Origin of the sequence: Rhodococcus sp. 66b (assembly GCF_002076325.1) — a bacterium.
Taxonomy (GTDB): Bacteria; Actinomycetota; Actinomycetes; order Mycobacteriales; family Mycobacteriaceae; genus Rhodococcus_F; species Rhodococcus_F erythropolis.
Genome location: NZ_MUZB01000010.1, coordinates 80,305 through 100,304, shown reverse-complemented (window position 1 = coordinate 100,304; position 20,000 = coordinate 80,305). Strand labels below are relative to the sequence as shown.

Sequence of the window (20,000 nt, the reverse complement as noted above, 5' to 3'; positions counted from 1 at the left end):
AGCGCATCACCTGAGGTCGGAGGATCGAGTGCAGATTGCTCTATGACTCGTCTCCCGAAACTGTCCCCGAACGATCACAAGGTTGAACATGAGCCCCCGAACACTCGTCGAAGCACGCGAACCTGCAACGGACGCGAGGTTCCTCGACGCCCTCGCAGAGATCGTCGGCGAAGCGCACGTCCTCACCGATCCAGAGCTGATCGAGGGTTACACACGGGACTGGACGGGACGTTGGATCGGTGACGCAATAGCTGTGGTCCGTCCGGCCGACACCGCCGAAGTGTCCGCCGTCGTCACGACCTGCTTCGAGGCCGGGATTCCCATCACCCCACAAGGTGGAAATACCGGACTTGTCGGTGGCGGAATACCATCGGCTGGATCAGTGGTGCTGAGCACCAGGCGTTTGGATTCGATCGAGACCGTCGACCCCATCGGCCGGACAATCGCGGCCGGTGCGGGAGTGACCGTCGCTCGCGCCGACCTGGCGGCCTCCGCACATGGCCTCCGATTCGGAATCGATTTGGCATCAAAGGAATCCGCGACCCTCGGCGGCATCGTCGCAACCAACGCCGGTGGTACCCGCATGGTCCGATACGGAAATACACGGGCACAGATACTCGGGATCGAGGCAGTACTTGCCGATGGTTCCGTCTTGAGCAGGTGGACTCCACTTGTCAAAGACAATGTCGGATACGACATCCCAGGGCTTCTTGCGGGCAGTGAGGGAACGCTCGCGATTGTCACCAAGGTCCTGATGAAGTTGGTCACCCCGGCGACCGACACCCAAGTTGTACTCGCGGGTGTGCGCGACGTCGATCAAGCGCTGCATCTGTGTAATCGCGTGCGCCAGAGCGGGTTGACCGTGGAGGCCGCCGAGATCATGACCGACGACGGCATCTCCCTCGTCTGCGCGCACACCGATGCCCGTCGCCCGTTCGGCACACCGTCACCGATGTACACCCTGATCGAGGTGTCATCGCCGCGCGAGACGGAAGAGTCGCTCCTGGAAGTTCTCTCTGCCTCTGCCGATCTCATCGAGGACGCGACAGTCGAGCCTGGCCCCGCTCGAAAGCTGTGGACTCTGCGAGAAAGCCATACCGAAAGCATCAGCGCTTCATCGACGACGCCGGTGGTCAAACTCGACATCTCCGTCCCCTTGTCCGTGATGGGCATGTTCATCGAGAGCCTCCGCGAAGTACTCACCGAACGATTCGTCCATGTGCGTCCAATGTTGTTCGGACACTTCGCCGACGGGAATATCCATGTGAATCTTCTTGACGCCGAACCGAGCATCGCCCACGAACTGACCGATACGGTCTTCGAACTCGTCTCCGCCCATCACGGAAGTATCAGCGCCGAGCACGGGATCGGTCGCGCGAAGTCACCGTGGATAGCGCTGGGGCGCACGGAAACCGACATCGCCGCCATGAAGCTGATCAAATCGTCCTGGGATCCGCGTGGAATCCTCAATCCTGGAATACTGTTGCCCGAAACGGTCGGGTAACAAAAGGGGTCTCGTGCAGGATCTTTACGTCGTCACTCATCCTCATGCCGAACACACAGCACAGGACATCGTCGGAGGTTGGCACAATTCGGTTCTCACGCCCGCAGGCAGGCGCGATGCAGAATTGATCGCCGAAGAGTTGAAACGTCGACGCGCAGGAACTTCGCGCCCGATCCGCATCACCTCTTCCGACCTCGAACGGTGCGCCGAGACATCCGCGATCATCGCCCGGACACTCGATGTTCCGGCGACAACAGACTCTCGATTGCGCGAAATCAGCTTCGGAGAAGCCGAAGGGCGCCCGAACTCGTGGCTGGCCCAGCGGCAGGTTCCGGCTCCTGACGACAACCGCCTCGATCACCGTGGCCCCGTTGCCGGTGCCGAAACCCGCCGCGACATCGCATCAAGGGTCGGCGAGTGCATTCGCGAACTGATGACCGAACTCGACCACGATCACGTGGTCGTAACACACGGATTTGCACACACATTCGTCGTCTCCGCTTGGCTGCAGATCCCCGTCGAAGCCACAGGGTTTGCGACCTTCGCGACCACGCCCGGGGCCATCACACATCTCCAACACGACGACTACTGGCGCAATCGAACTCTCGCGCAACTAGCTGATACGACGCACTTGGCCTGTGGCACGATGGCCTGATGCGCCATGTCTCCGACGACGAACGCCGTGCACGCATAGGAGTACGTCACGCGCTGGCGCCTTCGTTCCGCGTCGATTCTCCGGAAGCTGCCACTCGGGCGATGACGGTACTGCACGCCACCGAGTCAGCGACGGTCTATCTGTCTTGCTGGGCGAGGGTTCGGTCATTGGACGCCGCCGACGTCGACAACGCGTTGTACGACCAACGCAGTCTCGTGAAGCAATTGGCTATGCGCCGCACGCTCTTCACGTTCCCCCGAGACTTGCTGCCGGCCGCGTGGTCGAGTGCGTCCGCCCGCGTCGCGAACACCGAGCGCACACGAATGGCCAAGGATGTCGTCAAGGCCGGAATCGCCGTCGACGGCAACGACTGGCTCGATCGCGCGCGGGCGGAGGTTCTGACACTGCTCACCGATGCCCCTGAAGGACTTTCCGCACTCGAGGTCCGTCAGGCAGTACCGATGATCGACGTCAAGGTCGAGGGTTCGGCAGGCGAAATCTGGTCGGCACCCAGGGTTCTCACGCACCTCGGGGCGACCGCAGACATCATGCGCGGCAACAACACCGCCCGCTTCCCCGTCTCACGCCCACTGTGGACTCTCACTCGACACTGGCTCGACGACGCCCCCATCGATCTCGAATCTGCAGACGGATACCGAGAAATAGTCCGACGCTGGCTCCACTCCTTCGGACCGGGGACGGAAGACGACATCGTCTGGTGGCTGGGCTCGACCAAGACGGTCGTCCGGGCCGCCCTCGCCGAACTCGAAGCCGTTGCAGTCTCACTCGACGGTGGCGACACCGGCTGGTTACTACCGGATGACGTCGCCACGGTGTGTGATCCAGGTCCTTGGGCGGCACTCCTACCGGTGCTCGACCCGACGATCATGGGGTGGAAGAACCGTGACTTCTATCTCGGCCCGCACCGCAACCAACTCTTCGACACCCGAGGTAATGCCGGCACCACAGCTTGGGTCGACGGTCGTGTCGTGGGCTGCTGGATCCAAGACGCCGCCGGAGTGGTCCACGTTCGAGTACTCAAATCCGTGTCCGCGGATGCGCAACGGGCGCTCGACGCCGAGGCAGTTCGTCTGACCGAGTGGCTGGGTGGCCTCAAGATCGGCACCGGTTATGTCTCGCAGGCTATGAAGCAAGCGGTTGGAATTGCTGCAGCTACGCCTTGACGACGTAACCAGCACACTGTTCTAGCTGGTCTTTCTGCTGACGCCATCCATGGGCGGTAAGGCAACCATCGACAAGTGTACGAAACGTACAGTACACTTCGTCAGTCAGTGATTGACCGATCTAGGAGGTTCCATGGAAGGTCAAGCAGTTCGTGAATACGGTGCGTTCATCAACGGAGCGTTCCGAGCCATGGGCACATCCACATTCGAGGCCCGTAACGCCGCTTCCGGCGCTCTACTCGCCACACTGTCTCGGTGCGGGCCCACAGAGATCGACGACGCGGTCGAAGCCGCCAGGCGGGCATTTCCTGCATGGGCGAACCTGACCGCTGAAGAACGATCCGCCAAAATCTTGCAGTTTGCCGCGCTCGTGGAGGATCGGGCCGAAGAGCTTGCCCAGCTCGAATGTATGGATACCGGGCGGCATATCAGGGAGATGCGCGAGGACTATCGAGCCGCCGTCTCACACCTGCGATACTTTGCGTCAATCTCGCTGGCCCACCATGGCTTCGGCCGCGAGTTGGCATCGGGATACCTGGTCGCGAAGCGAGTGCCATTGGGCGTATGTGGACAGATCATTCCCTGGAACGATCCCGTGGTAATGACGGCGTTCAAGATTGCACCTGCTCTCGCTGCGGGAAACACAGTGGTCCTCAAACCTGATGAAAATGCTTGCGTTTCCGTCATGGAGCTGGCCAGGATCGCCGCCGACGTGTTTCCCGCAGGCGTTTTCAATGTTGTCCCTGGTCTTGGCGAGGAAGCCGGCGCAGCCCTGATAGACCATCCGAAGGTCAGCAAACTCGCTTTCACCGGAAGCACCGAAGTCGGCCGACTCGTGGCACACGCCGCAGCCTCACGGCTGATCTCGACCACACTCGAACTCGGCGGCAAGAGTCCCAGCATCGTGTTTCCTGATATCGAGGACATCGATGCAGTGGTCGCCGATGCCACCGCAGGTGTCCTCATGTGCAACGGCCAATCCTGCTTGGCCGGAACACGTCTCTTCATCCACGAGGATATCTATGACACCTTCGTGGAAAAACTCGTCGCAGGATTCCGATCATTGCGAGTCGGGCCGCCACTGAACGAGGACACCGAACTGAGCGGATTGATCCACCAGGAACACACCGAACGTGTGATCTCCATGATCAAATCCGGGATCAACGAAGGCGCACAACTACTTACAGGCGGGGATCTGGTAGAAGTGCCGGGATTCGAAGCCGGAAACTTCGTCGCGCCGACGATTCTCGAGGTCACCAACTCGATGCGAATCGCACAGGACGAAATCTTCGGACCTGTCCTGTGCGTCCTCAGATGGAACAACTACGAGCATGTGATCGCAGAAGCCAATGACACTCCGTACGGTCTCGCTGCTGGGATCTATACCTCCAACCTGAAGAACGCGATGGAAACCGCGGATCGTCTTGATGCGGGCTGCGTCTGGATCAATCAGTACTTCAATCTGGGAGGCGGTGTCCCCTTCGGGGGATTCAAGGAAAGCGGCCTGGGGCGAGAGTTCTGCCTCGAGACGCTCAACGAATACACCCAACTCAAATCCATCACTGTCGCCACGTCGACGCCCACGACAAACCAAGGAAGCACAAATTGAAAATCTCGGGAAATACCATCTTCATTGCCGGCGGAACCTCCGGTATCGGCCTCGCACTTGCAGTGGGATTGCAGAACGAGGGGAACAAGGTAATCGTCGGAGGGCGTCGATCCGCTCTGCTCCAAGAGATCTCGGACAAGTACCCGGGCATCAGCACGGTCGTCATCGACGTGGACGACCCGAGATCCATTCGAACCGCACATGAATCCGTCACGGAGGAATTTCCCGATCTGAACGTCCTCGTGACGATGTCGGGAATCATGTACCCGGAAGACTTGAAGAACCCGGACTTCCTCGACATCGCCGAGAGAACCGTCACGACAAACCTTCTCGGAACAATTCGCTTGGCCGGCCAGTTCATCCCGCATCTGATGACGAAGCCCAATGCCACCATCGTCACCGTCTCATCCGCCGTCGGCTTCGTCCCGCTGCCCGTCACGCCCACGTACAACGCGACAAAGGCGGCGGTTCATCTCTTCACCGAGAGCATGCGCGTACAACTCGCCGATACCTCGATCCGGTGCATCGAACTCATCCCGCCAGGAGTCCGCACCACGCTGATGGATCAGGAGAACTCGGAATCAGCTCTGCCACTTGATGACTACATTGCCGAGACCATCGGCCTACTGAAGGCGCACGACGACGCCACGGAAATCGTGGTCGACGCCGCCAAGCCGCTTCGCAACGCCGAGATCAACGGTGAGTACCAGCTAGTACTGAAGATGCTCAGCTGACACCCGAGTGTTGAGGCACATCGCAGTGCGGGGAGGGCAATTCGCCCTCCACCGCGCTGCGGATTCTCAACGGAGAACCCGTCTATGCACCACTGCGGAGTCCACGAACTGCGTGATCGATGATCGAGCGCACAGTGTTGTCGTCGATACCCGCGTGCCCGACCAACATCCGATAGATCAACGGCCCGAAGAACAGATCGATCGCTTCCTCGGTGTCGATGTCTTCGCGAAAGTAGCCGGAATCCACACATCGCCGAATCAGTGCGGCGAAACCTCGACGACGTTCGTCGAGGAAGAACGTGCGGAAGTATGCCGCCGTCGTCGGATCGTTGGCACACGCGCCGACAAGTTCGGCAAAGATCGACCCGAGTGGACCTCGGTAGAACTTTCCGATGTCACCTAGATAGTCGTTCAAATCGGCTTGCGCACTATCGGTCTCGGGAAATGTCAGATGACGAGCCATGAGCACGCCGAATGCTTCAGCAGCGATGGCTTGCCGCGACGGCCAGTGTCGATACAGAGTCACCTTGCTGACACCGGATTGTTCGGAGATCGCATCGATGGTCGCGGCCTTCATTCCACCGGATTTCAGAAGAGCTTCTGCTGATCTAAGGGCCTTCTCGTGAGCCGCCTCACTACGTGCACCGCTCGGAGGAGTCAGCAATCCCGTCTCGGCATCACCCGATCCCCGAAACACGCCGTCGTCGGGAGCGCGCTTACCCATGTCCACTCCTTAGTCCTTCAAGACCTTGCAGCACAGAGCATTTCCCGGCATCGGAGGACCCGGCACAGCCCAAGGCAGCAACTTGTCGCGATAGCTACTAGTCGTATCGTACACATGGCGCCCTGGACCGAATCAGCATGGTCACAACAACACGCCCAATCTGATTGCGTCCGCGCATGATTCAAACAACCAGCGCAAGCCTCTCGTTTATTACTCAAAAGTAAGATAGCGTGTGGTCGTCATCACACCAGCCCGTCAAGTACCGAGAGACATACGAAACCGAAGGGTCGATCGTGGCATCGAGGATTCTCTTTCAGGGAGCGGTGGCGCTGACAGCCATTGCACTCACAGGCATCACAGCACCTACTGTCGCCGCGCAACCGTCGGCGGATTCCTTCTATCAGTACGACGGTTCGGCACCGCTGTCGTCGTATCAGCCTGGGGCCGTTCTCAAAACGAGGACCTTGCCCTATCACGTCGTCAACATTCCGACCCCGTTGCAAGCCGTGCAGGTGTTGTACCGGTCGACCGACGCTCTCGGCCGGCCGTCTGCGAATGTCACATCGATTCTTCGACCACCCAATGCCCAGCCGGACAAAGTTGTCTCGTTCCAGTCGGCCTACGATTCGCTGAACCCGGAAGACGGTCCGTCACGAGCTGTTGCGGGGGACACCCCGATCGGCAGCCTGACCGCCAGCGGACGGAACGTCGCCTTCGGCGGGACTCTCGCTTCCGGCGAAGCTGCCATGTTCGGTCCCCTACTGGCACTGGGCTACACCGTCGTCATTCCCGACACCGAAGGGCCGAACGCAGACTTCGCGGCGGGACCCGAATACGGAATGATGACTCTCGACTCTCTTCGCGCCGCCCGTAACACTCCTGAGACAGGTATTGCCGACTCAGCCGAGATCGGCCTGATGGGATACTCGGGCGGAGCAATCGCCACCAACTGGGCGTCCATCCTCGCTCCGGACTACGCCCCGGACATCAACGAGGACCTGATCGGCGCCGCCCAGGGTGGACTGTTGGTCAACCCGGCGAACAACCTCCGGTACGCAAACGGAAGCATCGGCTGGGCAGGCGTTGTCGGGATGGCAGTTGTCGGACTTGCCCGTGCCTACGACATAGATTTCGATCCGTATCTCGGCGATCGCGGACGCGAACTCCTACCTCGCATCGAGGATGCCTCGATCGGGAACGTCATCCTGCAGTACCCGGGGGTGACCTGGCAGGACCTTGCCAAACCAGAGTATGCGAACCCCAACTCGGTGCCCGAGTACGTCGACGTCGCCAACAAAATCAACATGGGCAACGCGCCGATACCCACCATCCCTATGTTCATCGCTCAAGCCGCAAACGGAGCCCTCGAGGGCACCCAGCCAGGTGGACCCGGCGTCGGCCCTGGCGACGGAGTCATGGTTGCCGGGGACGTCCGCACACTCGCCACTCGTTATTGCGACGCAGGTTTGTCCATCCAGTACGACCAGTACGACACCATCAGTCACGTTCCCGGTGGCGCGCTTTGGCTCCCCGGCGCCATCACCTGGCTCAACGACCGTTTCAGCGGGAATCCGGCGCCGAACAACTGCTCGAACATCGCACCGGGCAATTCACTGGCGCCGGAAGAACACGCGGCGGGTTGAAGTATCCAACCGTCGGTTCAGATCCCGATGGCGAGATCGTCGATATCCGCGAGTGTGCCGCCGTTTTCGAGGATGCTCGTGTAGTTCCGAAGTCGGTTCCGATCTATCTCGGTGGTGCTGACCCCGCGCTTCCAGTACCCGAAGACAACTACATCGTCCTTCGCCAGGCCGACTGTCTTACGGAAATGCGCTCGGATGGAGCGCATTTCGTCTCGCTCGCCGGCTCCCCACACCGCATAGTCTCCTGGGTTCTCGAGCTCGAGGGCATACTCGGCAAGGCGATCCTCGACATGATGCAATTCGAGGCCGGGGATCACGGGCAGTTCCGCGAAAGCCTCGGCGTCACCGGTGGCGACCCAACCGACACCGGTCACACCCTCGGGCCACTGAAGCAGAATCGAATAGAGGGCAGGGATCGCGGTGTCGTCGGCAAACAGTGCGACGCGGCGACCAGTGATCTCGGGAACGAGGAAGTGCGGGCGAGGGCCGGTGAGCGAGAACGTGTCACCCACACGACGGTCGTCGGCCCACCGCATCATCGGGCTGGTGTGACCGTGCAGCACGACGTCGAAGGTCATCGAACCGCTCGACGCATCGAAGGTGCGCACCGTGTAGACACGAGAGACGTCGCCGTACTGCGGACCTAGCTGGATGCGGAATGCGACGTTGGGACGCAGCCAATTCGGGTCGTCCGCCGACGAAGTCAGCTGGACGGTGATGCGCAAGATGCTCTCGGTCGGACGTTCGACGCTTTCGACGACGGCAACCACGTCGTTGAGACCGCGGTCGTGATCTTCGCCGCGTGGCGCCTTTGCCGACGCAGAGGTTTCAGTTTCTTCAGGTCGAGATGCGGTAGTCATTGATATCTCCTGATCGATGGTTCAGTTGTGGACGGGTAGCTGACTGGCAGTTCTTCGATCACGCGGAACAACAAGTGGCCGTCCGGTTTCGGGATCTTCGAGGACCAGAGCCTCGAGGTCGAACACTTCACGCAGCAACTCAGGGGTGAAGACGTCCGAGGCACTGCCCTGCATGACGATTTTTCCGGACCGCATGGCAACTACGTGCGTGGCATATCGAGCCGCGAGGTTCAGGTCGTGCAGGACCGCGACCAACGTTCGACCAGACTGGTGCAGTTGGGAACAGAGGTCGAGAACCTCGATCTGGTGGGCAATGTCGAGAAAGGTGGTCGGTTCGTCGAGCAACAACACCGGGGTGCGCTGCGCGAGTGTCATGGCGATCCATACCCGCTGCCGTTGTCCACCGCTCAGTTCGTCCACCAATTGATCTGCTGCATTGCGCATTCCGACCTCGGCAAGCGCTTCGGCGACAACACGCTCGTCTTCGGGTGACCATTGGCGCAGCATGCTCTGGTACGGATATCGGCCGCGAGCCACGAGGTCTGCCACGGTGATCGCTCCGGGTGAGAGCGGAGACTGCGGCAGCAGAGCGATGCGCCGAGCCACTTCCTTGGTGCGGTAGGACCGAATGTCGTTACCGTCGAGCAGAACCCGACCCGATCGCGGCGCGAGCATTCTGCCGAGCGCACGCAACAACGTCGACTTGCCGCACCCGTTCGGTCCGACGACCACGGTGAAACCGCCGTCGGGGATCTCGAGACTCAACTCGTCCACGATGGTTCGATCGGCGTACCGGAGCTCGATCTTCTCGGCCTGTAGCCGCGATACCGGAGTAGCTGTAGTCATGAATCTCTTTCGTAGCAAGGTTTTCAGGCCTGACGGGCCAGCAGCCAGATCAGATAGGCACCGCCGAGCAGACTGGTGACAAGACCGACCGGAGTTCGGAGACCGACCTCGACCGCTTGGGCAATCAAGTCGGCGCCCGCCAACAGAACCGCGCCGAGCAGGAAGGAGGTCGCGACAAGAACACCGCTGCGCCGAGCCAACCGTCGTGCGATCTGGGGAGCTGCGAGCGCCACAAAGGCGATGGGACCGGTAGCTGCAGTTGCTGCTCCGGTGAGCGCGACCGCAAGCAGGATGCCGGCGAATCGGTATCGCTCCACGGAGATTCCGAGCGAAGACGCTGCGTCGTCGCCCATTTCCATCATGGTGACGCGCCTGGACACCACGACGAGAGCAGGAACGAGAACACCGACGGCGATCGCAACGCTGATCGCGTGTGGCCAACCGCGCCCGGTCAGCGAACCGGCCGTCCACTGCTGCACCACGGTGGCGTCGTCGATATCCGCGCGTACCACCAGGAACGACATCACGGCGCTCAGCATCGCCCCAACTCCGATGCCGACCAGGACGAGTCGAAGACCGCCGCTGACTCCGTCTTTGCGTGCCAGCGCGTACACGAGCAATGCGGTCAGCATGCCGCCGAGAACAGCAGCGCCCGCGGTCTGCAGTACCCCGCCGCCGAAGAACACGATCTGGACCACCGCCGCCGTCGCAGCGCCGGTGGTGAAACCGATGATGTCCGGCGAGCCGAGAACATTGCGCGAAAGCGTCTGGAAAACCGCGCCGGCCACACCGAGGCTTCCACCCACCCCGATCGCCGTGATCAGCCGCGGAAGACGGCGATTCTGGACGGACCGAACCGCCGCTGGGGTGCCTTCGCCGTTCAGAGCGCGCCACACCTCACCCAAGGACAGGTCCAAGGTTCCGTACATCAGCGTGGCAAACGAGAGCGCCGCCAACGCCGCGCTGATTGAGATGGCTACGAACAGCACTCGCGGGACTATTCGCCACGACCACGACCCGATTCGAACCACCCAACCGCGAAAGAGCGGTGGGACCGGCTGCGCGGCAATCATGTTCACAGTGACGCCACCCGCCGTGAGCGAACGAGCGCGACAAACAACGGTCCGCCGAGCACAGCCACCGCGATCCCCGTCTGCAGATCTCCCGGCGAGGTGACAACGCGACCGAGAACGTCGGCCAAGAGAAGAAACGCCGGCGCGACGACGAGCACGCACGGCAGAAGAAGACGCAGGTCCGGTCCGACCACGCCGCGCACGATGTGCGGCGCAGCCAGCCCCACGAATCCGAGCGGGCCGGCCGCCGCGGTGGCTGCCCCCGCGAGCAGGATGACTGCTACAGCGGATCCGGCCCGGGCGGGACCAGTGCGGGCGCCGAGTCCTTTGGCAACGTCCTCACCAAGAGCAATCGCATTGAGTGGACGAATCAGCAACAACGACAACACGATACCGATCGCGATGAAGGGAAGGACGGCGACGATCACGTCTCCGCCGCGCCCCTGCAACGAACCCACTGCCCAGAATCGGAACTGATTGAAGGCAGCCTCATTGCTGATGAGAACCATACTGGTGAGCGCCGTGATCGCCGTTGCCACAGCGGCACCGGCGAGCGCCATGCGCGCTGGGGTCGCGGCGCTGCGATGCGCAGACCCCAACATGTACACACCCACCGAGGCAACGGCCGCGCCGGCGAGCGCGAACCACAGATAACCGCCGACCGAAGTCACCCCCAGATAGGCAATCGCAATCACGACTGCCGCAGATGCTCCGGCGTTCACACCCAGTAGCCCCGGATCGGCCAGAGGGTTGCGGGTGATCGACTGCATCAGCGCGCCGGCCAGTCCGAGCGCAGCCCCGACCACCAGCCCGAGAATTGTTCGGGGCAGGCGTGATCCGATCACCACGAGGTGTTCGTTGTTGCCGGCGTCGTAGGAAAGGATCGCGTCGAGCACGGTGGTGACGGGGATATTGCGAGAGCCGAGTACCAGCCCACCGACGGACGCCAGCACGATCACGACCACGGAGGCCACGACCAACAACCCCGCACGCGCGGCTGTCCCGGACCGCAGCGGTGCTTCGGTCCGGGACTGTGAAGAAGCGCTCACGCCGTCATCCACCGAACGTGGACACCAGCGACTCGACTGTCTGCTTGGCACTGAAGTAGTCGAGGCGGAAAGCCGCCGTTCCCATCGCGTAGACCCGATCACCCTTGACAGCAGGTTGATTCGCGAGAAGCGGATCGGCGGCAAGTTGCTTCTCCACATCCTTGGGTCCCATCGAGACGGCAAACAGCGTCTGCGAGCCGTCAAGGGCGGCAGACATGTTCTCGGAGCTGACGATCGCGACGCCGGAGGCGCCCCGCTTGTCCGGGGCGACAAACTGCTCAGCGGGCTCGGCATAGGTAAAGCCGAGCGAGGTCAACAGATTGCCCTGTGGGCTGTCGGCCCGGAACGTCCAGACACCGTCGGCACCCATGTAGACCAGCGCCGTCACCGGCTGCTCGGGAAGTTTGATCTTCCCGGCCTGCGTCGTCACCCAGCTGTCGTACTCGTCGACGGTCTTGTCTGCCTCGCTCTCGAGTCCCGTGACAGTCCCCAGCTGATCAGCGAGTTCCTCCCAGGAGCTGGCGCCGTAGTCGAGAAGAACGGTGGGTGCGATGTCGCTCAGCTGCGCGTAGGCGTCGAGCGTCGAGTCACCTCCGTTGGCGGACCCGATGATCAGATCGGGTTCGAACGTCTCGATCGCGTCGAGGTTCAGCTCGAGATTTCGGTAGAGAACCTCGACTCCACGATCAGCTGCCACCTCCGACCACTGGGAGAAGAACCCCTGGTCATCGGTCATTCCCGACGGCGTTGTTGCCGCGCTGGCGACGACCGGCGCACCGATTGCAAGCAGCGTGCCGGTCAACGACGGCGAGGTCGACACGATTCGGGTCGGCTTCGAGGTGATCTCGGTACTGCGGTCGCCGTGATCGACGGTGCGCGGCCATCCCTCGGCAGAACCTGAGGTTTTCTGGGTGTCCTCGGTTCCGGTATCGCTATCTGACGAGCTGGAGCAGCCGGCAAGAGCGAGGGCGACGACCGCGGCGAGTATTGCCGCCGTCGGGCGAAGTGATCTGCGCATGAGTATGGCTTTCTGAAGGTACGAGAGTGCGCCGCTGCGAACGCAGACAGCAGAGGTAAAGTTAGCCATACTTAAGTAGCAAGGGTTGTCCAGGAGCGCCAACGTGTTACCACTATCAGAACCGGACGCGATCGGGTTAGGGCCGGTCCGCGCGAGCGCCACCGAGCCCAGCACCGCCCGCTCACCGCTGTTGTTCTGGGTTCTTGCAGGCAGCGGACGCGTCCGAGTCGGATCGACGGTCCACGAGATACCAGCTGGCGAATCGCTGTGGATCCCGGCGGGTGCGCGATACGCAATGGAGACGGACTCGGATTCCGTCGCGTTTCCCATCCTGCTTCCGCCTTCGAACGGCGCCAGCGCCGGGCCGGCTACCGTGACGCGCCTGCGCGTTCCGCCCGGATGGGAAGACAGACTGATCCACGAGTTCGTTCACAACCTGGGCTATCTGCGCGGCGACGCTGCACACCCGTCGTCCTTGTTCGAGATGATCGCCCGGGCTGACGACGGGGCCACCTCGCTGCCGCGATTGCCGCAGTCACGGGAAGCGTTCGAGATCGCGCACGCCCTGTTGCGAACGCCTGGCACCGACGACACCGAGGGACAATTCGCGAAGCGTGCCGGGATCAGCATTCGAACGCTCCAGCGGTACTTCGTGGAAGAAACCGGCCTCACCTTCACTCGCTGGCGGCTACGAACTCGGATCGCCGCCTCGCTGGAGTATCTGAAGCAGGACCGCGAGATCGGTTGGATTGCAAACGAAGTCGGCTTCGAAACAGGAAGCGGATTCACCCGCGCGTTCCGGGCCCAGATGGGAGAGAGCCCGAGCGACTACCGTCGACGGGCCCTCTCCGGTCCAACCGATCGCAGCGTGGACACCGACAACGATCAAGCATTGGTCCGCATGCTCGCAGAGCCCAGGCAGCCCGGAGAAACTGCGCCGCCGATACCGGCCAACGCGACGTGGCCGCGCGTCAACGGCACCCACGTCGCAGTGTGGGTCTACCGAGGCCAAGCCCGGGTGGACGTCGCGGACCGCAGCTGGGAACTGCGCACCGGCGAGGCCATGATTCTGCCTGCAGGCGTCCTCAATACCGTCACGGTTCCGACGGGTTCACTGCTGCTACCGCTCGGCTTCCGCTCCTCGAACGGGTCGACCGTATCTGCCGACGCCCTCGAGACCGTGCAGTTCTCCCCCGATGACGAATTGGCATTGCTGCACACTTTCGTCGCCGCCTACACACCCTTGCGCCCGCGTGGCCACGACAGCGCCACAGCATTCGACATCATCGCCACCGGCCCTCTCGCACAATCGGTTTCGAACGGGTCTGCCACCGATTCGATTGCCACACGACTGGCAGCGACAATCGCCGCCCGACCGGCCGACCCTCGCACTCTGGACGAGTGGGCGCAAGAGTTCGGTACCGACGCGGCCAGGCTGCGCCGGGAGTTCCGTATCGAGACCGGCACTACGTATCCGCAATGGCGATCGCTTTCACGGATGACCCAGGCACGCACCCAACTCCAACTCGGGGTTGCACCCGGAACGGTGTCGAGGAACCTGGGTTACGCGCACCTGCCCGCATTCAGCCGAGCGTTTCGCACTGCGCACGGGATCTCACCGCAGCGCTTCCAAGCTCAGTCCGTCGAACGCGCCCTCTGGTTACGTTCTGTGCCGCGCGCCGCCGAGCCGAGCACTCGGGTTCTTCAGACCCACTGAACGAGCTGCCACACAATGCCGTTGGGATCGACGAACTGGCAGTAGCGCTCGCCCCACGGTTCGGTCTCCGGCTCTGTGACGACGGAGGCACCTTCGGCAGCGATGCGGGCGAACTCGGCGTCGATGTCATCGACCACGAATGCGATGAGCATGCCTTGCCCGGCCGAACCTGCGACGAAGTCCGGCTTGAACGTACCGAGACCGGTGCGCAGGAAGACCACGTTGACCCCGGCATCCGGATGATTCAGAGAAACGAATCCATCGTCGGACATGGCCTCGGTGAAGCCGAAATGGGTTTTCGCGAAGTGGGCCGACGCGTCCGTGTCGGCAACGTTCAAGGACAGAGCAGTGCTGGTGATTTTCATCGTGGCCTCCATGATCATAAACCTTGTGCAGTGCATACAGTATGCACCGTATAAGGTATACCACTGTTGAGGTATTCCCGATTTCTGGAGACGGCTGATGGCACGCGAACTGATCGACCTACTGTGGCGCGATCACCCCCTCGCACCGAAGGGTGGAGCCCGCGGCCCTCGCGCGAAGGTCACCACCTCACAGGCGGTCGACGTCGCTCTCGCCCTCGCGGACGTGGAAGGGCTGGACGCGGTGACGGTGCGCCGATTGGCCGCCGAGCTCGGAATCTCGGGCATGGCGGTGTACACCCACGTCGGGTCCCGTGACGATCTCCTGGTGCTCATGGTCGACACCGTGCGCAGCAACAGTCCGCGCCTGTCGTACGGGAACATGACGTGGCGCAAGCGCGTGCGCCGGGTAGCCGAGGAGGAACTTGCCCTCTACTCGGAGCACTGGTGGCTCCTGGACATCACCGATCAGCGCTCCGCGTTGGGTCCGGGAACTATCGCGAAGTACGACCACGAACTACACGCGTTCGACGGCACCGGGCTGAGCGACATCGAGCGGGATTCCGCGCTGACGTTTGTCGCCGACTTCGCCCGGTCCTCGGCGCAAGCACGGCGCCCCGACCCCCGAGCGGCCGACATGGCCGAGGTGTGGTCGTCCTGGAACCAGCGTCTGGCTGCCTATCTCGGCGACAACTTCCCGCTGGCGCAGCGAGTCGGAGGAGCGGCCGGCGAAGCCAAGAACACCCCGTACAGCCCCGAGGCGGCGTGGAAATTCGGGCTGGACCGGGTCCTCGACGCCCTGGAAGGTCTTGTTCACATCGAATGACATTCCTGCAATTCGAAACCGCGAGAGCTGTTGCACGCCTATGAGAATCAATCGACCGAGAGGTACGGGGTTCCAGTGAGCTTCTGATCGAGATTCCGCTGCGCGACGCAACCAGCTAGCCCCGACTTCAGCGGCATATATCCACGGAGAAGGGGTAGACGAGTAGATACCGGCGGCACATCGACTCAACTCCAGGCGTGGTGGACAATGTTTCTCAGCGACCAGTCAATTCGTCATCACACCCGCCGTTTCGGTGCAGCTCTGTCGCCTTCTCACAAATGGCCTCCCCCGACCGAAACACAGCGCGTCGCACGCTGGAGTGAGAGGTCGGAGATGCTCGGCGCGCTGTCAGTACTCCTGTTCTGGGCTTTCGGCTTCGGCATCCTTCTGGGTGCGGGCGCGATTACAACAGGAATCTTTGCGCTCCGACGTCGCCCGAAGAAGTCTGGCGGGCATCTGCTCTCGAATGCCCGCCAGCTGCCGTGGGATGCAATAGTCGGCCTCTTCACCGGCGTCATCGGTCTTGCCCTGAGCGGTTGGTTCTTCGTCGTGGTCCTACCCAACATGTAGGCGTCTGCTAGCCAAGGCCGTTCGCGTCAGTGGCCAATGTTCGGAGTTCCCGTCGTAGGATCTTGCCCGTGGTGGTGAGCGGCAAGCTGTCGATGAAGGTGATCTGCCTGGGGTACTGGTAGAAAGCAAGGCGGCTTTTCACGTGGGTCTGCAACTCCTGGCGAAGCTCTTCCGAAGAGTTCGTTCCTTCGGACAGAACGACAAAAGCGTGAACGGCTTCCCCGCGCAACGGATCCGGAACACCGATGACGCCGGCCATGGCTACCTCGTCGTGCGAGAGCAGGCACTCTTCGATCTCGCCGGGGCCGATCCGGTACCCCGCGGACGAAATGACGTCATCGGCACGCCCCTGGTACCAGAAGTTCCCCGCTTCATCGGTCCGACCCAGATCACCGGTATGAATCCACCCGTCGTAGACCTTTTCATCAGTCTTCGACGGTTGATTCCAATAGCCGAGGAACTGTCCGGGGTTGCCTGCCTTCACACAGATCTCGCCTACCTGCCCCACCGCTACCGGCTCGCCGAGCGGATCGAGGAGGGTGACGTCGAAGCCCGGAAAAGCGCGACCCATCGAGCCGCTCACGGGCGTCCACTTCGAACGCGAAGTGCCGATGGTCAGATTCATTTCCGTCTGCCCGTAGAACTCGTTGACAGCTACGCCGAGTGTGTTTGCAACCCACGCCTGCAATGCGTCACCGAGGGCTTCACCACCAGTTCCCAATGCTCGCAGCCGAATACCACGCGCAGCGGTGCCGTCGACGCCGATACTCCGCATCTGCTTGAGCGCAGTCGGAGGAATGAAGGCACCCGTTACTTTGTGACGGCTCAGAATCTCGACCGCACGCGCCGGTGTGAATTTGTCGGGCGTCGCAACAACGGGGCACCCCAACGCAAGGGCTGGAAACAGAACGTCGAACAGACCGCCGATCCAGGCCCAGTCTGCCGGCGTCCAGAAGACATCTCCCCGCTGCGGCGCATTGTCGAATGCCGTCCGCATACCGGGCATGTGCGCCAAGAGAATTCGATGCCCGTGGAGGGCGCCTTTCGGATTCCCCGTCGTTCCCGAGGTATAGATGATGATGGCGTGTGAATCGGGGCCCGTCGCCGCCAATTCCGCGCTTTCTGCGGCACTGTCGACGAGGCTGTGGAAATCGAGAAGTCGAACGGGGGTCGAATCGGAGGGCTGATCCGTCTTTCCGACAACGATGACGGCTTCGATGCCGGGGATCTCACCTATTCCGTCGGCAACTCGTTCGTAACAGTCCTTGTCGACCACAAGCACTTTCGCTCCCGAGTCACGCATTCGATGAACGACCGCATCCGACCCGAACTTGACCGATAGCGGAACGGTGACCATTCCGGATCGGAAGGCGCCCAGATGTGTCGCGAGAACCTCGATCCCCTGTGGGACCATCACACCGACGCGATCCCCTGAGACAAGGCCGAGATCCGCAAGCACGGTTGCGAACTTACGGCTTGTCGTGGCGACTTCACCGAAGGTGTACCGACTCCAGTGTCCACCGGTGTCTACGACGAGGGCTAGATCATCGGGATTCTGCACATCGACACAGGCGTGCGCGATGTTGAATTGCTCTGGCACAGTCCATTCGAAGTTTTCCGCTTCGAGATCCTGCCACCATGACATATGCGGCCGAGAACTCACCGAGCACCCACTTCGAGGTCGAGAGAATGGGTCTCGCCTACCAGGAAAGAGAATTCGCCGGAGAAAACAAGGTCTCCGTCTTGGTTGACGAGTGAGCCTTTCGACGTCACGATCGCGGTCTCACCGTCCGAGCGAGGGCGCACCGACAGCACTTCCGACACCGCATGCACCGAGTCGCCGAGGTAGGTCGGCCGGTGGAACCTGACGTGATCAAGTCCGTAAAAGCACTGGAGGTAACGGGGATCCAACTCCACCAGGCCGAGCAAGGTGGACAGCATGAGTGCGCCGTGGGCGATCTGGCGACCGAAGCGCGTCTGCTGCGCGTAGTCGGGGTCGAGGTGAAGAGGATGGCGATCCCAGGTGAGGTCGGCGAAACTTCGCACATAGTCTTCGGTGACGACCCGCGGGTCCGTTACCGCAATGTCTCCGACAGAGATCTCTTCGAAACTCTTTGTGATCATTGAAGTTTCCTCTACTAGTTGACAACCGTTGAGCGTTGATCGACCGGCGGTAGATAGGCCCCGTTGTCATCGATGTACATGTCGCGGCTTCCTTCGTCGAGGTCGGTGTCACGGACGAAGTAGACGCTGATCAGCGAAATCACCGACAGGGCAGCGATATACACAGCCACCGCGAACGATCCACCTGTCGCGCGGACCAACATGGCCGCGACCATCGGCGCGATTGCTCCACCCAAGAGCACACCGATCTGGAAAGCGATCGAGGCCGCGCTGTAGCGCACCCGGGCGTCGAACAATTCGGCGATGAACGTCGCCTGCGGCCCGTACGAGATGCTGAGCATGAAGGCGCCGACCGCCAATGCGCCGGTGGTGATCCAGAAGTTGCCGGTATCTATCGCGGCGAATGCAACGAAGACCCACAGACCCATGCCTGTGATCCCGACCATCAGGATCCGGCGTCGGCCGAACTTTTCGGACAGTTGACCGAAGATCGGAATGAAGATGACGGCAACGAGCGCGGACACCATGACCGCGCCGAGCATGAGGTTTCCGGACAGCAGATCGAATTGATCGGCGTACGTCAGGCTGTAGGTGTTCAGGATGTAGAAGTAGGCGCCGGTGCTGATCATCGAACCTGCGGCAAGAATGATCTGGCGAGGATAGTTCTTGAACGCGTCGACCATCGGGATCTTGACCGCGGTGTTCTGCTGCTTCACGCGAGCGAATGCCGGAGTCTCTTCCAACGCCGTGCGAATGTACAGCCCCACTGCAACCAAAGCGATACTCAGCAGGAACGGAATTCGCCATCCCCACACCAGGAATTGGTCTCCGGTGAGCGCCTTGGTGCCGAACATGACGGCCGTCGCCAGCAGAAGGCCGGCGGGCACACCCACCTGCGGCATGCTGCCGTAGAAGCCGCGGCGATTCTTGGGTGCGTACTCCACAGCAGTCAAAACTGCACCGCCCCACTCGCCGCCGACGCCGAATCCTTGAATCAGCCTCAACACAACGAGAAGAATCGGGGCCCACACACCGATCTGGGAGGACGTCGGAAGGACGCCGACCAGGAATGTTGCAGCTCCCATCAAGAGAAGTGCAAGCACCAAGACCTTCTTGCGTCCGATGCGGTCACCGAAGTGGCCCATCACAACACCGCCGAGTGGCCGCGCCAGAAAGCCGACCGCAAAGGTGGCGAAGGAGAGAATCGTCGCCAGCGCGGGATCTGCGCCCGAAAAGAACAGCGGCGCAAAGACCAAAGCGGCGGAGGCGCCGTAGATCTGAAAGTCGTACCACTCGATCGTGGTGCCGACCAGAACTGATCCGGCTACACGCCGCAGGGCAGGCCTGTCGACAGTTGCGGGAGATGGAGGATTCGCGTCGTTCATGTCATTGCTCCTTGTATGGAGTGCCCTGTTAGCTCGCGCACCGAGGGGAGGCTCGACAAGAACACTATGCAGTGACCCAACGCACAGTCAAGCATTTTTCAATCGATCGATTGATGA

19 protein-coding genes are annotated in these 20,000 nt (G+C 61.7%); 9 read left to right on the top strand and 10 right to left on the bottom strand.

What is annotated here, in order from left to right:
- Window positions 1-88 precede the first annotated feature (88 nt).
- From B0E55_RS19620 to B0E55_RS19600, 5 genes are all read left to right on the top strand, one after another.
- Window positions 89-1,504, top strand: a complete 1,416-nt coding sequence (locus tag B0E55_RS19620) for an FAD-binding oxidoreductase (protein WP_020909621.1) — start codon at window positions 89-91, stop codon at window positions 1,502-1,504.
- A 13-nt stretch (window positions 1,505-1,517) separates the two neighbouring features.
- Window positions 1,518-2,159 carry a histidine phosphatase family protein gene (locus tag B0E55_RS19615; protein WP_046379567.1) on the top strand — a complete coding sequence of 214 codons (642 nt, stop codon included), beginning with the start codon at window positions 1,518-1,520 and terminating at the stop codon, window positions 2,157-2,159.
- Entirely contained in the window at window positions 2,159-3,343 is a 1,185-nt protein-coding gene (locus tag B0E55_RS19610) for a winged helix DNA-binding domain-containing protein (protein ID WP_080910263.1), read from the top strand. Before B0E55_RS19615 ends, B0E55_RS19610 begins: the two co-directional genes overlap by 1 nt.
- A 133-nt stretch (window positions 3,344-3,476) precedes the next feature.
- On the top strand, window positions 3,477-4,952 hold the full coding sequence (locus B0E55_RS19605; RefSeq protein WP_080910262.1) for an aldehyde dehydrogenase family protein: 1,476 nt from the start codon (window positions 3,477-3,479) through the stop codon (window positions 4,950-4,952).
- Entirely contained in the window at window positions 4,949-5,686 is a 738-nt protein-coding gene (locus B0E55_RS19600; RefSeq protein WP_080910261.1) for an SDR family oxidoreductase, read from the top strand. Before B0E55_RS19605 ends, B0E55_RS19600 begins: the two co-directional genes overlap by 4 nt.
- 82 nt (window positions 5,687-5,768) lie before the next feature.
- On the opposite strand, the gene B0E55_RS19595 is transcribed toward B0E55_RS19600, so the two are convergent.
- A complete protein-coding gene (locus tag B0E55_RS19595; RefSeq protein ID WP_021333298.1) occupies window positions 5,769-6,410 on the bottom strand; it encodes a TetR/AcrR family transcriptional regulator in 642 nt (213 codons plus the stop codon).
- Between the two features lie 293 nt (window positions 6,411-6,703).
- Between B0E55_RS19595 and B0E55_RS19590 the strand changes: the two genes are divergently transcribed.
- Window positions 6,704-8,053, top strand: a complete 1,350-nt coding sequence (locus tag B0E55_RS19590) for a lipase family protein (protein ID WP_080910356.1) — start codon at window positions 6,704-6,706, stop codon at window positions 8,051-8,053.
- A 17-nt stretch (window positions 8,054-8,070) separates the two neighbouring features.
- Here the strand turns inward: B0E55_RS19590 and B0E55_RS19585 are convergent, their stop codons facing one another.
- Genes B0E55_RS19585 through fepB form a run of 5 tightly spaced genes read right to left on the bottom strand, consistent with a single transcriptional unit; the run spans window position 8,071 to window position 12,899 of the window.
- Window positions 8,071-8,913 carry a siderophore-interacting protein gene (locus B0E55_RS19585; protein WP_080910260.1) on the bottom strand — a complete coding sequence of 281 codons (843 nt, stop codon included), beginning with the start codon at window positions 8,911-8,913 and terminating at the stop codon, window positions 8,071-8,073.
- A 21-nt stretch (window positions 8,914-8,934) separates the two neighbouring features.
- Window positions 8,935-9,759, bottom strand: coding sequence for an ABC transporter ATP-binding protein (locus B0E55_RS19580; RefSeq protein WP_020909629.1), 825 nt, complete (start codon window positions 9,757-9,759; stop codon window positions 8,935-8,937).
- A 23-nt stretch (window positions 9,760-9,782) separates the two neighbouring features.
- Window positions 9,783-10,832, bottom strand: coding sequence for a FecCD family ABC transporter permease (locus B0E55_RS19575; RefSeq protein WP_153212971.1), 1,050 nt, complete (start codon window positions 10,830-10,832; stop codon window positions 9,783-9,785).
- A gap of 2 nt (window positions 10,833-10,834) precedes the next feature.
- Entirely contained in the window at window positions 10,835-11,893 is a 1,059-nt protein-coding gene (locus tag B0E55_RS19570; protein ID WP_070795447.1) for a FecCD family ABC transporter permease, read from the bottom strand.
- Window positions 11,886-12,899, bottom strand: coding sequence for a Fe2+-enterobactin ABC transporter substrate-binding protein (gene fepB, locus B0E55_RS19565; RefSeq protein WP_046379571.1), 1,014 nt, complete (start codon window positions 12,897-12,899; stop codon window positions 11,886-11,888). The genes B0E55_RS19570 and fepB overlap by 8 nt, the downstream gene beginning before the upstream one ends.
- Before the next feature lie 103 nt (window positions 12,900-13,002).
- Between fepB and B0E55_RS19560 the strand changes: the two genes are divergently transcribed.
- Window positions 13,003-14,616, top strand: coding sequence for a helix-turn-helix domain-containing protein (locus B0E55_RS19560; RefSeq protein WP_060937749.1), 1,614 nt, complete (start codon window positions 13,003-13,005; stop codon window positions 14,614-14,616).
- On the opposite strand, the gene B0E55_RS19555 is transcribed toward B0E55_RS19560, so the two are convergent.
- Entirely contained in the window at window positions 14,604-14,981 is a 378-nt protein-coding gene (locus B0E55_RS19555) for a VOC family protein (RefSeq protein ID WP_031331446.1), read from the bottom strand. The genes B0E55_RS19560 and B0E55_RS19555 overlap by 13 nt on opposite strands.
- Window positions 14,982-15,078: 97 nt before the next feature.
- Here B0E55_RS19555 and B0E55_RS19550 point away from each other — a divergent pair, with 97 nt between their 5' ends.
- The gene (locus tag B0E55_RS19550) at window positions 15,079-15,804 is read left to right on the top strand and encodes a TetR/AcrR family transcriptional regulator (RefSeq protein ID WP_021333291.1); all 726 of its coding nucleotides are present in this window, start codon (window positions 15,079-15,081) and stop codon (window positions 15,802-15,804) included.
- A gap of 333 nt (window positions 15,805-16,137) precedes the next feature.
- The gene (locus B0E55_RS19545; protein WP_020971272.1) at window positions 16,138-16,374 is read left to right on the top strand and encodes a hypothetical protein; all 237 of its coding nucleotides are present in this window, start codon (window positions 16,138-16,140) and stop codon (window positions 16,372-16,374) included.
- A 7-nt stretch (window positions 16,375-16,381) separates the two neighbouring features.
- On the opposite strand, the gene B0E55_RS19540 is transcribed toward B0E55_RS19545, so the two are convergent.
- The 3 genes from B0E55_RS19540 to B0E55_RS19530 are packed head-to-tail and all read right to left on the bottom strand — an operon-like array spanning window position 16,382 to window position 19,883.
- Window positions 16,382-18,037 (bottom strand): AMP-binding protein, encoded by a 1,656-nt coding sequence (locus B0E55_RS19540; protein WP_225989623.1) that lies wholly within the window; start codon window positions 18,035-18,037, stop codon window positions 16,382-16,384.
- Complete coding sequence (locus tag B0E55_RS19535) at window positions 18,034-18,498, bottom strand: MaoC family dehydratase (protein WP_020909637.1); 465 nt, start codon at window positions 18,496-18,498, stop codon at window positions 18,034-18,036. The genes B0E55_RS19540 and B0E55_RS19535 overlap by 4 nt, the downstream gene beginning before the upstream one ends.
- A gap of 14 nt (window positions 18,499-18,512) precedes the next feature.
- The gene (locus B0E55_RS19530) at window positions 18,513-19,883 is read right to left on the bottom strand and encodes an MFS transporter (RefSeq protein WP_019745950.1); all 1,371 of its coding nucleotides are present in this window, start codon (window positions 19,881-19,883) and stop codon (window positions 18,513-18,515) included.
- Window positions 19,884-20,000: the final 117 nt, after the last annotated feature.